This is a genomic window from Brenneria rubrifaciens (assembly GCF_005484945.1).
Classification (GTDB): Bacteria; Pseudomonadota; Gammaproteobacteria; order Enterobacterales; family Enterobacteriaceae; genus Brenneria; species Brenneria rubrifaciens.
The window spans coordinates 3,212,808-3,225,571 of record NZ_CP034035.1 but is presented as its reverse complement, the minus strand read 5'-3'; the positions used below and the strand labels follow the sequence as shown (position 1 = coordinate 3,225,571).

Annotated in this window: 11 protein-coding genes and 1 other annotated feature; of the genes, 7 read left to right on the top strand and 4 right to left on the bottom strand. The window is 50.4% G+C overall.

Features of this window, described 5'->3' with window-relative positions:
- The first annotated feature begins 12 nt into the window (after positions 1-12).
- Positions 13-663, top strand: a complete 651-nt coding sequence (gene gpmB, locus EH207_RS14570; RefSeq protein ID WP_137714647.1) for a 2,3-diphosphoglycerate-dependent phosphoglycerate mutase GpmB — start codon at positions 13-15, stop codon at positions 661-663.
- Here gpmB and robA read toward each other — a convergent pair.
- Positions 652-1,542 carry an MDR efflux pump AcrAB transcriptional activator RobA gene (gene robA / locus EH207_RS14565; protein WP_137714646.1) on the bottom strand — a complete coding sequence of 297 codons (891 nt, stop codon included), beginning with the start codon at positions 1,540-1,542 and terminating at the stop codon, positions 652-654. The genes gpmB and robA overlap by 12 nt on opposite strands.
- 218 nt (positions 1,543-1,760) lie before the next feature.
- Here robA and creA point away from each other — a divergent pair, with 218 nt between their 5' ends.
- Positions 1,761-2,225 carry a protein CreA gene (gene creA, locus EH207_RS14560; RefSeq protein WP_137715370.1) on the top strand — a complete coding sequence of 155 codons (465 nt, stop codon included), beginning with the start codon at positions 1,761-1,763 and terminating at the stop codon, positions 2,223-2,225.
- A gap of 90 nt (positions 2,226-2,315) precedes the next feature.
- On the opposite strand, the gene arcA is transcribed toward creA, so the two are convergent.
- Positions 2,316-3,032 carry a two-component system response regulator ArcA gene (arcA, locus tag EH207_RS14555; RefSeq protein WP_137714645.1) on the bottom strand — a complete coding sequence of 239 codons (717 nt, stop codon included), beginning with the start codon at positions 3,030-3,032 and terminating at the stop codon, positions 2,316-2,318.
- A gap of 644 nt (positions 3,033-3,676) precedes the next feature.
- On the opposite strand from arcA, the gene EH207_RS14550 reads away from it, so the two are divergent.
- The 4 genes from EH207_RS14550 (at position 3,677) to thrC (ending at position 9,484) form a co-directional block, all read left to right on the top strand.
- Positions 3,677-4,378: a tRNA/rRNA methyltransferase gene (locus EH207_RS14550; protein ID WP_137714644.1), complete on the top strand. Its 702-nt coding sequence runs from the start codon at positions 3,677-3,679 to the stop codon at positions 4,376-4,378.
- Between the two features lie 205 nt (positions 4,379-4,583).
- Positions 4,584-4,698 (top strand) — a sequence feature (Thr leader region).
- Positions 4,699-4,797: 99 nt separating this feature from the next.
- On the top strand, positions 4,798-7,260 hold the full coding sequence (gene thrA / locus EH207_RS14545; protein WP_137714643.1) for a bifunctional aspartate kinase/homoserine dehydrogenase I: 2,463 nt from the start codon (positions 4,798-4,800) through the stop codon (positions 7,258-7,260).
- Between the two features lies 1 nt (position 7,261).
- Positions 7,262-8,191, top strand: a complete 930-nt coding sequence (thrB, locus tag EH207_RS14540) for a homoserine kinase (RefSeq protein ID WP_137714642.1) — start codon at positions 7,262-7,264, stop codon at positions 8,189-8,191.
- A 3-nt stretch (positions 8,192-8,194) separates the two neighbouring features.
- Positions 8,195-9,484 (top strand): threonine synthase, encoded by a 1,290-nt coding sequence (gene thrC / locus EH207_RS14535; RefSeq protein WP_137714641.1) that lies wholly within the window; start codon positions 8,195-8,197, stop codon positions 9,482-9,484.
- A 46-nt stretch (positions 9,485-9,530) separates the two neighbouring features.
- Here the strand turns inward: thrC and yaaA are convergent, their stop codons facing one another.
- Positions 9,531-10,304 carry a peroxide stress protein YaaA gene (gene yaaA, locus EH207_RS14530; protein WP_137714640.1) on the bottom strand — a complete coding sequence of 258 codons (774 nt, stop codon included), beginning with the start codon at positions 10,302-10,304 and terminating at the stop codon, positions 9,531-9,533.
- Between the two features lie 241 nt (positions 10,305-10,545).
- On the opposite strand from yaaA, the gene tal reads away from it, so the two are divergent.
- The gene (gene tal, locus EH207_RS14525; protein WP_137714639.1) at positions 10,546-11,499 is read left to right on the top strand and encodes a transaldolase; all 954 of its coding nucleotides are present in this window, start codon (positions 10,546-10,548) and stop codon (positions 11,497-11,499) included.
- An 80-nt stretch (positions 11,500-11,579) separates the two neighbouring features.
- Here the strand turns inward: tal and EH207_RS14520 are convergent, their stop codons facing one another.
- Complete coding sequence (locus EH207_RS14520; protein WP_137714638.1) at positions 11,580-12,671, bottom strand: GGDEF domain-containing protein; 1,092 nt, start codon at positions 12,669-12,671, stop codon at positions 11,580-11,582.
- Positions 12,672-12,764: the final 93 nt, after the last annotated feature.

Sequence of the window (12,764 nt, the reverse complement as noted above, 5' to 3'; positions counted from 1 at the left end):
CGGAAAATAACCATGTTACAGGTATATCTTGTTCGCCACGGCGAAACAGAATGGAATGTGGCGCGACGTATTCAAGGTCAATCCGACAGCCCACTGACGCCACGGGGTGAGCAACAGGCTTATCAGGTGGCCGAGCGTATCAAGACACTGGGTATTACGCATATCTTTACCAGCGATTTGGGCAGAACTCGGCAGACGACGGACATTATCGCCAAAGCCTGTCATGACTGCCGCATCGTGCTGGAACCGGGGCTGCGGGAATTGAGTATGGGTATTCTGGAAGAACGTGATATTGATTCATTAACCCCTGAAGAGGAAGCGTGGCGTAAACAACTGGTAGACGGTACGCCTGACGGCCGCATTCCCGAAGGGGAATCAATGGTTGAACTGGCGGCGCGTATGCACCGCGTTCTGGCCCGCTGTCTGGAATTGCCAGAAGGTAGCCGACCGTTACTGGTTAGTCATGGCATGGCGTTGGGCTGCTTGCTCAGTACGATCTTGGGATTACCCGCGTCGGCTGAGCGACGTTTGCGTTTGCGCAACTGCTCCCTGTCGCGCATTGATTATCAGCAGAGCCCGTGGCTGGCTTCCGGGTGGGTGGTTGAAACCGCCGGAGATATTTCGCACCTGGATATTCCGGCACTGGATGAACTACAGCGCTGATTGGCCTTCAGGGTGCAGGATGGGTATAAAGTATTCGCACTGGATGATTTCGGGAACCTGATCGGGCTCTGTCTCGGCGTTAGGATGAAAACGCTCCGCATCAAAACCTTTCCGGCGGGTGAGCTGGAAGGTTGGCAGACAGGTGTCATACAGCGTAATAATAAAATCCTGTAGTCCGTCTGTCGGGCCGTTATAGATAAATAAGGCGTAATCCCCGCCGGGTAAGGTCATCGCCTCGCCGGGATGTACGCCTTCTGACAGATGTCGCGGCTCCAGCGCCGTGGTATAAAGCACTTCCTGTTCATCATCTTTTTCCTTGCTGGGCTGTGAGTGATGCAGGCCGTATAGTACCGGAGGAACCGCTTGAGTCTCTCCCAGGAACTGACGCCAGTAATGAAGACGAATTTCAGTCCTGAAGTTACTGATCTGTTCCAGACGGCAGTTATAAGTTTGCGTCAGCCCAATCAACTGCGTTTCAGGCAGTTCAACGAATCGAAGCTGCGGCAGCATGAATTCACCTAACCTGATGGGGGGATGAAGGCCAAAAGTATTCCAGTTATCGGCCCGGCGATAGGATGCGGGTGTCTGGGCGAACTGTTTTTTGAATGCTCGCGTGAATGTTTGCTGGGAATCAAAGCGATATTGCAGAGCAATATCCAGGATCGGTCTACTGGTCAGGCAAAGGGCGACAGCGGCTTTGGTAAGGCGGCGAGCACGAATATAGGAGCCAATAGCGTGGCCTGTGACATCTTTGAACATTCGTTGTAGATGCCATTTTGAATAGCCAGCTTTCGCCGCTACATTATCGAGCGATAAAGGCTGGTCGAGATGACTTTCCAACCAGTTGAGCAGATCTCGTATAATACCGGCTTGATCCATAGAACTTCCTCATCAAACACATTGAGCATTAACTATTAAATGTATAGAGATCTTGCATCATAGCAATTTTTTCACATTGTCACCGCTTAAGATTTCTAAAGCTATTCGGCAAGTAATTTAGATAATGTAAACGATGATGTTGGTTTATTTAGTAAATGTCGTGTGATGAGTAATTTGTGATGAACAACCAGAGAATCTGAAATATGAATAAAAAGTTAATGATAGGTATCGGTTTGTTGATGTTATCGGTGTCGGGAGCAGTGCGGGCAGAACAGATCGGTTCTGTCGACACGGCGTTTAAGCTGCTGGGGCCGGATCATAAAATTGTGGTGGAAGCGTTTGACGATCCCGATGTGAATAATGTCACCTGTTATATCAGCCGAGCAAAAACCGGTGGCATCAAGGGGGGGTTGGGACTGGCGGAAGATACCGCAGATGCGGCGATTTCTTGCCAACAGGTCGGGCCTATTGTATTGACGGATAAAATTAAGAATGGCGGCGATCGGGGCGAGGTGGTTTTCCAGAAACGGACATCGCTGGTTTTCAAAAAATTACAGGTTGTGCGGTTTTACGATCAAAAGCGTAATGCGCTGATCTACCTGACCTACTCGGATCGTCTGGTCGACGGGTCGCCGAAGAATGCGTTGAGCGCGGTTCCGGTTATGCCGTGGGTTAAAAACTAAAAGCGCACACGGAGGGTAAAAGAACGGTTGCATGACTCGGTATGGTGGAGTGAAAGCGCCGAAGCAGTCAATTGCTTCGGCGGGAGGATATTAGTCTTCCAGGTCACCACAGAAACGATAGCCTTCACCATGGATAGTGGCGATGATTTCCGGCGTATCAGCCGTTGACTCGAAGTGTTTACGGATACGGCGAATCGTCACGTCGACGGTGCGGTCATGAGGCTTCAGCTCACGTCCGGTCATTTTCTTCAGCAATTCCGCACGAGACTGGATTTTTCCAGGGTTCTCGCAGAAATGCAGCATGGCGCGAAACTCGCTGCGCGGCAGTTTGTATTGCTCGCCCGCGGGGCTTACCAGCGAACGGCTGTTGATATCCAGTTCCCATCCATTGAAACGATAGCTTTCAACCAGACGGCGTTCTTCTGTGCCACTGCCCAGATTCATGGTGCGGGAGAGCAGGTTACGAGCGCGAATCGTCAGCTCACGCGGATTGAACGGCTTGGTAATATAGTCATCCGCGCCAATTTCCAGACCAAGGATTTTATCGACTTCGTTATCACGCCCGGTGAGGAACATCAATGCAACGCTGGCCTGCTCACGCAGTTCGCGGGCTAGCAACAAGCCGTTTTTACCTGGCAGGTTGATATCCATGATGACCAGATTGATGTCGTTTTCCGACAGGATGTGATGCATTTCTGCGCCGTCAGTGGCTTCGTGGACAATGTATCCTTCCGCCTCAAAAATACTTTTGAGGGTATTACGAGTTACCAACTCGTCTTCAACAATTAGAATGTGCGGCGTCTGCATGTTTGCTACCTAAAATTGCCAACTAAAATATAGAGTTCGGAAGTACAGAAGTCGCTGTTATCATTGGTGCTATATGAGGTTAAGGTCACCATCTCACTCAACATTAGACTAAAGTACGTAAAAACGATCCTGGCGCACTTTTTCCCGCCAGAGGATTAACAAGGGTGCGCGACGCTGATTTAACAGCACTCAAAAAGTGGTGCACAGTTTAACCTTATTAACAGCAACATAACAGTAAGCACTGATTTTGCTGGCTAACAAATCTACGGTTCCGTTGACATATATCAAATTTCATTGTGGCACGTTAACTCTTTTGTGAAAAAGACTTACAGGATTGCCAGTTTGAGTCACAATTTAGCATCTTTTGTGAACGATTCAGCATAGCAAATGCTGATGACAGGAATAAGAGCGTTCGGCTGAAAATACGTGGCCCAGTTGGGATGGAGTGAAATTAATCATTTAATTTCTATTGAAAATAATCAGGCAGGGTGGCGTATCTACGATAAATCCCCGTTTCTCTTCAGAGGCAGAATACTGCCCGGCAAATTGTTGTGTGGTTGTTAATTCCTCACGCGATTAATGTCCGGTATTTTTCCTGTTGAAAACGTTTTCGCAAGCGTGTTTTTATACAGCAGAGGACATTTATGCAGTTCCATATCATTTTGGTCGCTCCCGCACGTGCGGAGAACGTTGGCGCGGCGGCTCGGGCAATGAAAACCATGGGATTCAGTAGCTTGCGTATCGTTGACAGCACCGTGCATCAGGAACCCGCAGCGGGCCGGGTGGCGCACGGTTCCGGGGACATACTTAAAACTGCCGCCATGTTTTCCACTTTGCAGGAAGCGCTGGTCGATGTAGATTTTACCATTGCGGCCTCCGCGCGCAGCCGTGCCAGATTTCGCTATTATTGTACGCCAGCCGAATTGCTGGGCGTCATGCGGGAAAAGGCGCATTGGGTAGGCTCCGCCGCCCTAATTTTTGGGCGTGAAGATTCCGGGCTGACCAATGAAGAACTCGAACTGGCCGATGTGTTGACCGGCGTGCCGATGCAGGCGGACTACCCGTCGCTGAATCTGGGACAGGCGGTGATGGTGTATTGCTATCAACTGGCCGAATTAATGCAGGTCCAGCCGGATAAGGCGCTCCCGCCGCAGGCAGGCGCGTTGTCGGCGTTGCGACAGCGCCTGGAACGGTTGCTTTTAACGCTGGGCGTGAGCGATGATCAGAAACTGCGCGACTGGATTCATCAACGGCTGGGGCGATTAGAACAGCGCGACACGGCAATGCTGCACACCCTGCTGCATGACGTCGAGAAAATGATATCCAAAGAAAATAGCGGCAAGTGATTTTTTTTAGTGAAATATATCGACTTACTTTTTTGGGTAAATAATCATCTTGCCTATTCTCTGCCTTATGGTTGATTTAACGTTTTTTGCTGGTCGGTCAATTGGATGAAAAAAAAAGAAATCCATTGACTTCAAGAGGCGATTGCCCTAACTAATAGGGCAGAATTTTTTTTAAATATTTTGAGACAAGCTTTTACCATGCGTACTGTCAGTCTGATCACCACGATTATTACCATCACCGGTACGACCAGTAACGGTGCGGGCTGACGCATACAACGAATCTGAATAAGCCCGCACCGAATAGTGCGGGCTTTTTTTTTGCGGCGGGCTACCGTCCGCCGCCAGTTGAACCGTCATAGACGGCGCGCAAAAACGCCCTAGGCGTTTTTGCAGGCAGAAATTCAGGAGAAAAGATAAAAATGCGAGTGTTGAAATTTGGCGGGACGTCAGTAGCAAATGCGGAACGTTTTATGCGCGTTGCCGACATTATCGAAAACAATGCGCGCCAGGGACAGGTTGCCACCGTACTGTCAGCCCCGGCAAAAATTACCAACCACCTGGTCGCGATGATCGATAAAACCGTCGCCGGACAGGATTTACTGCCGAATCTTAACGACGCTGAAGCTATCTTTTCCGCTTTATTGCAAGGCCTTGCCCAGTCTCAGCCCGGTTTCGATCTGGTTCGTATCAAGGCGCTGGTTGATCAGGAGTTCGCCCAGTTAAAACAAGTTTTGCATGGTATCGCGCTGCTGGGGCAGTGCCCTGACAGCGTGAATGCCTCCATCATCTGCCGCGGCGAAAAATTGTCGATCGCCATCATGGAAGCGGTATTCCAGGCGCGCGGCTATGCGGTTTCCGTCATTAATCCGGTAGAAAAACTGCTGGCTCAGGGGCACTATCTTGAGTCCACCGTCGATATCAGCGAATCTTCCCGCCGTATTGCTGAAAGCGCCATCCCGAACGATCATGTGATCTTGATGGCGGGTTTTACTGCCGGCAATGATAAAGGTGAACTGGTGGTGCTGGGCCGTAATGGTTCTGATTATTCCGCTGCGGTGCTGGCCGCCTGCCTACGTGCCGACTGCTGTGAAATCTGGACGGATGTCGATGGCGTTTATACCTGCGACCCTCGCCAGGTGCCGGACGCCAGGCTGTTGAAGTCGATTTCTTATCAGGAGGCGATGGAGTTATCCTACTTCGGCGCCAAAGTTCTTCACCCACGTACTATCGCTCCCATCGCCCAGTTCCAGATCCCTTGCCTTATCAAAAATACCGAAAATCCTCAGGCTCCTGGCACGTTGATCGGCATGGTGGATAGCAGCAGCACGCCATTTCCGGTCAAGGGCATCACCAACCTAAATAACATGGCGATGTTTAACGTCTCCGGCCCCGGTATGAAAGGCATGGTCGGTATGGCGGCGCGCGTGTTTGCGGCAATGTCCAGCGCTGGTATCTCCGTGGTGCTGATTACCCAGTCATCCTCCGAATACAGCATAAGTTTCTGCGTATCACAAAACGAATTGGCGCTCGCCAGAAAGACGCTGGAAGATGAGTTTTATCTGGAACTGAAAGAGGGCGTTCTGGAACCGTTGGATGTGATGCAGCGTCTTGCCATCATCTCCGTGATCGGTGACGGTATGCGTACGCTGCGTGGTCTTTCCGCACGTTTATTTTCCGCGCTGGCGAGCGCCAATATCAATATCGTTGCCATTGCTCAGGGGTCGTCCGAACGTTCCATTTCGGTTGTCGTTAATAATGACGTGGCGACAACCGGGGTGCGTGTGGCGCACCAGATGTTGTTTAACACCGATCAGGTTATTGACGTGTTCGTTATCGGTGTCGGTGGTGTCGGCGGCGCGTTGCTGGAACAAATTCAACGTCAGCAGCCGTGGCTTAAACAGAAACACATCGACCTGCGGGTGATCGGGATTGCCAATTCCAAAGCGTTGCTGACCAATGTCAACGGTATCCCGATGAACGGCTGGCGCGATGAACTGGCAAAAGCCCGTGAGCCTTTTAATCTGGGGCGTTTGATTCGTCTGGTAAAAGAGTATCACTTGCTGAACCCGGTGATTGTCGATTGTACCTCGAACCAGGCTGTGGCCGAGCAATACGCAGACTTCCTGGCCGATGGCTTCCATGTGGTCACGCCGAACAAGAAAGCCAATACCGGTTCCATGAGCTACTACCAGCAACTGCGCAGCGCCGCCGCGAAATCACGCCGCCGCTTCCTGTACGATACCAACGTGGGGGCGGGGCTGCCGGTTATTGAAAACCTTCAGAACCTGCTGAACGCGGGGGATGAACTGATTCGCTTCACCGGTATTCTGTCGGGTTCGCTGTCCTTCATTTTCGGCAAGTTGGATGAGGGGATGACCTTGTCGGAAGCGACGGCGCAGGCCAAAGAGAAAGGCTATACCGAGCCCGATCCCCGTGATGATTTGTCCGGTATGGATGTGGCGCGCAAATTGCTGATTCTGGCGCGTGAAGCGGGTTATGAGCTGGAGTTGGATGATATTGAGGTCGAGTCTGTTCTTCCAGCCGGTTTCGACGCCTCCGGCGATGTGGACAGTTTCATGAGCCGTCTGCCGTCAGTCGATGATGAATTTGCCAGCCGAATCGCACAAGCGCGCGATGAGGGTAAGGTGTTACGCTATGTCGGCATGATCGAGGAAGGGCGCTGCAAAGTGCGGATCAGTGCGGTCGGTGGAAACGATCCGTTATTCAAAGTTAAAGATGGCGAAAACGCGCTGGCTTTCTACAGCCGTTACTATCAACCATTGCCGTTGGTGTTAAGAGGGTATGGCGCAGGTAATGATGTTACCGCCGCCGGCGTGTTTGCAGATTTGCTGCGTACCCTGTCATGGAAGTTGGGAGCTTAATATGGTTAAGGTTTATGCACCTGCATCGATTGGTAACGTCAGCGTCGGGTTTGATGTGCTGGGTGCGGCGGTCTCTCCGGTTGATGGTTCACTGCTGGGGGACTGTGTCACGGTTGCTGTCGCAGATCAATTCAGTCTGCGTAGCGAAGGCCGGTTCGTCAGCAAGCTGCCTGATGATCCAAAGCAAAACATTGTTTATCAATGCTGGGAACGTTTTTGTCAGGAGATCGGTAAAACCGTGCCGGTCGCCATGACGCTCGAAAAAAACATGCCGATAGGGTCGGGACTTGGCTCCAGCGCCTGCTCAGTGGTTGCTGGTCTGCTGGGGATGAACGAGTTTTGTGGCAGACCACTGGATGATACCCGGTTGTTGACCCTGATGGGCGAGTTGGAAGGCCGTATTTCCGGCAGCGTGCATTATGATAATGTGGCGCCCTGCTTTCTCGGCGGTATCCAACTGATGCTGGAAGAGGGCGGCATCATCAGCCAGTCCGTACCGGCTTTTGACGATTGGCTATGGGTGATGGCGTATCCGGGAATCAAAGTTTCAACGGCCGAGGCGCGGGCGATTTTGCCCGCGCAATATCGTCGTCAGGATTGCGTTAGCCACGGTCGTTATCTGGCTGGGTTTGTTCACGCCTGCCATACCGGACAAGCGTCGCTGGCGGCCAAACTGATGAAAGATGTTATCGCAGAACCTTATCGCACCAAACTGCTGCCCGGTTTTGCCGAAGCACGCCAGGCCGCGGAAGATATCGGGGCGCTGGCTTGCGGTATTTCTGGTTCCGGCCCGACATTATTTTCCGTATGCAGTGATATGGATAGCGCGCAGCGTCTGGCCCATTGGCTGCGGGACAACTATTTGCAGAACGACGAAGGTTTTGTTCATATTTGCCGTCTGGATACAACAGGCGCACGACAACTGGGATAATGCATGAAACTGTACAACCTTAAAGATCACAACGAGCAGGTCAGCTTTGCTCAGGCCATCAAACAGGGCCTGGGAAGCCAGCAAGGGCTATTCTTTCCGCTGGAATTGCCTGAGTTTGAGCGTACTGAAATTGATGAACTGCTGAAGCTGGATTTTATCGCCCGCAGCAGCCGTATTCTTTCCGCTTATATCGGTGATGAAATTCCGGCGGAAACGGTATTTCAGCGTGTGAAAGCGGCGTTTGCGTTCCCGGCCCCTGTCGCGCCTGTCACAGAAGCTATCGCCGCGCTGGAACTGTTCCACGGTCCGACGCTGGCATTTAAAGATTTTGGCGGCCGTTTTATGGCGCAGATGCTGACGGAAGTCTCCGGCGGCGACAAGATTACGATTCTGACGGCGACCTCCGGCGACACCGGCGCGGCAGTCGCACATGCGTTTTACGGTTTGGAAAATGTTCGTGTGGTGATCCTTTATCCGCGCGGCAAAATCAGCCCATTGCAGGAAAAACTGTTCTGTACGCTGGGTGGCAATATTCATACCATCGCGATCGACAGTGATTTCGACGCCTGTCAGTCGCTGGTTAAACAGGCTTTCGATGACGAAGATCTGAAAAAGGCTATCGGGCTGAACTCGGCCAACTCCATTAACATTAGCCGCCTGCTGGCGCAAATCTGCTACTACTTTGAAGCGGTCGCACAGTTGCCGCAGGAAGCGCGTAACCAATTGGTTGTGTCTGTACCGAGCGGTAATTTTGGCGATTTGACCGCGGGGCTGCTGGCCAAATCATTGGGGCTGCCGATTAAACGCTTTATCGCGGCGACCAATGCGAATGACACTGTACCGCGCTTCCTGAGCAGTGGCGCCTGGGAACCGAATAAAACGGTCGCTACGCTATCCAACGCGATGGATGTGAGTCAGCCGAATAACTGGCCACGCGTGGAAGAACTGTTCCGCCGTAAAAACTGGCAGTTGAAAACGCTGGGCTTTGGCGCGGTGAGTGATGAAACCACCAAACAAACGCTGCATGAACTTGACGCGCTGGGCTATACCTCGGAACCCCATGCGGCCATTGCTTATCGCCTGCTGCGCGATCAGCTCCAGCCCGGGGAATTCGGTTTGTTCCTGGGAACGGCGCATCCGGCGAAATTCAAAGAAAGTGTGGAAGCTATTCTGGGTAAAGAGTTGGCCCTGCCGGAAGCGTTGGCGAAACGTGCCGATCTGGATTTGTTGTCGCATAGCTTCCCGGCTGATTTTGCGACATTGCGTCAGTTCCTGATGTCGTTGCCGCAATAATCTCTTTTCAAGGGCGGAGCCTTCCGCCCTTGTCTGGTGACGCGTCTTATTGCTGGTGGCGTTTAAATACCAGTTCGTGATCGGATGACTCCGCCTCTTCAAAAAAATAACCTTCCAAATCAAAGTATTTTAGTTGATCTGGCTGTGTCAGACGATTCTGGATAATAAAGCGGCTCATCAACCCGCGTGCTTTCTTGGCGTAGAAACTGATGACTTTGAATTTGCCGTTTTTCTCATCTAAAAATACCGGCTTGATCAGTGTCGCTTGCAGTTTTTTCGGCTGCACCGCTTTGAAATATTCGTCAGAGGCCAGATTGACCAGAATGTCGTCGCCTTGTTCGCTTAAAGCCTGATTCAGCTTGTCGGTTATGGTGCCGCCCCAGAAGCTATAAAGATCTTTACCTGCTTTATTACTGAGTTTGGTACCCATTTCCAACCTGTAGGGCTGCATTAAATCCAGCGGTCGCAAAACGCCGTATAAACCGGACAGCATGCGCAAATGCTTTTGGGCAAAATCAAAATCTTCCTCGCTGAAGTCTTCGGCAGCCAATCCGGTATAGACGTCCCCTTTAAACGCTAATAAAGCCTGACGCGCATTGTCGGGTGTAAAGTCAGGATGCCAGTCATTGAAGCGTGCAGCATTCAAACCCGCCAGCTTGTCACTGAGACGCATGAGCGAGGCGATTTCTGCCGGCGTCAGTGTTTTGCAAACAGCAATCAACTGGCTGGAGTAGTCCAGCAGTTCCGGCTGGCTATAGCGCTGTGTTGGTAACGGACTGGTGTAATCAAGCGTTTTTGCGGGTGAAAGGGTTATCAGCATGCGCTATGTCCTGTAAGTCTGTTCTTGTTGCTCTACTGTAGCAAATATCCGACAAGAAAACGGCGATGGTTATAACAGGAGAGGGTAATCATCGTGACGTCGGTATGAAGGGCAAAAGGCTGGCTTGCGCGGGGGAGCGCGCGTGTTATTATCTGGCTCTGGCTAAAACATGATGCCGCCGGTTCATGCCCTAGACATTCATGTACAAATAATTCATGTAAAAACAATGAGAAATACCAACATGACGGATAAACTGACTTCCCTGCGCCAATTTACGACGGTAGTGGCTGACACCGGCGATATCGCAGCCATGAAATTATATCAACCGCAAGACGCGACAACTAACCCTTCCCTGATTCTGAATGCGGCTCAAATTCCTGAATATCGCAAACTGATTGACGATGCGGTTTCTTGGGCCCGTTTGCAGAGCAACAATCGCGACCAGCAACGGGTGGATGCAACTGACAAACTGGCGGTGAACATTGGCCTTGAGATTTTAAAACTGATCCCCGGCCGTGTTTCCACGGAAGTCGACGCACGCCTGTCTTACGATACGCAAGCCAGCATCACCAAAGCAAACCGCCTGATTAAGCTGTATAACGAGGCTGGCATCAGTAATGACCGCATACTGATAAAACTGGCGTCTACCTGGCAGGGTATTCGCGCAGCGGAGCAGTTAGAAAAAGACGGGATCAACTGTAACCTGACGCTACTGTTCTCCTTCGCTCAGGCTCGAGCGTGTGCTGAAGCGGGGGTGTTTCTGATCTCTCCGTTTGTAGGTCGTATCCTGGATTGGTACAAAGCTAATGGCGACAAGAAAGACTTTGCGCCGAGCGAAGATCCTGGCGTGGTTTCCGTCAGTGAAATCTACAGCTACTATAAAGAACATGGCTATGAAACCGTTGTTATGGGCGCAAGCTTCCGTAACGTAGGCGAAATTCTTGAGCTGGCTGGATGTGACCGCCTGACTATCTCGCCGTCTCTGCTGAAAGAGCTGTCTGAAAGCGAAGGAGAAGTGGTTCGCAAACTCTCTTACTCGGGAAATGTGAAAGCGCATCCGACGAAGATGACTGAAGCACAGTTCTACTGGCAGCATAATCAGGACCCCATGGCGGTGGATAAATTGGCTGAGGGTATCCGCAAATTTGCTGTCGATCAGGAAAAACTGGAAAAAATGATTATCGAATTACTGTAATCAAACAGATATTGATGCGAGAAGCCGGATGGTATCCGGCTTCTTAAAATCTGTTGAAAATAAGCTGCTTACCGCTGCGGTTATTTTTCCACGGTATTTCGGATTTTTTTTGCAATATAAAGATTTTCGTCGGCTCGTTTCATGACTTTTATTAAATCTTCTTCGCCAATATTATATTCAACCAGCCCGATGCTAACCGCCAGGTTTATGTTGTTTTCTCTCATTTTTACATCATTGCTATCGTTGACCCGTCTTCTGGCCCGTTCCGCCACCTTGTAGGCATCATTCAGTCCAATATTCGGTAAAACAATAGCAAACTCATCGCCGCCAATGCGTCCATAAATATCTTCCCGGCGGAATGATTTTTTTAAAATATCAGCAACGTACTTCAAGGCGTCGTCGCCCGCGCTGTGGCCAAAGGTGTCATTCACATTCTTGAAATGATCAATATCAATCAGGAGCACGCAAACCGGATGCTTGGTAAGATTGGCGATATCCAGGGCTTTATTCGCCGCCACAAAAAAGGTATCCCGCCGGAGGTATCCCGTCAGATCGTCATATCGGGCGATGGTGGGTAATTCGATTAGGTATTTTTTGGCCAATACCGATAAAAGGCTGCCTGAAATAGCGGAAATAAGCACAATAACCAGCATGCCGATGATCGTGGACCATGAATCAAACGTATCCAACAAAGAGGGAGGCGGTGCTTCTGAATTGCTTCTTATACGTATGCCCAGCAGTTCATCCGTAGGCGACAAAATAGGAACGATGCTGGTTAATGTGCCCTTTCTCTCGAATTCACCAGTAAAAGGTAATTTATTCTGGCAGATTCTGATGACCAACATATCATTAAATTTTAGTTCTGTTTCTGACAGTCGATGAATACACTCGCTGCGCGCATCTTTGGTATTAAATGCAAGGGTTCTGATGCGGGAAAAAATATAGTTGCCCGTTTTATAGGTAAAATCGCTATCTTTGACGTCCACCCCTAATTTATAGGATTCATAGGCTTTAATCGTTGTGACAAGGCGTTGTTTTTCCATCTTCCAGGCGCTTTTGTCTGATTCATGCATAAAAGCGATAGCGATAAAAAAAGCCAAAGTGCCGACCAGAAGAAAGGCTGAGGTTGGATGGGAAAGTGCCTTTATTATCTTATAGTTAGTTTTGTTCATAGGTGCTTCCTTGATATGGCCTTTTCTACTTGTTAAGGCCCTGTCGGGCGCGTTGATTTTATCATATGATGTAAAATTCAGGTTACGGTAAAT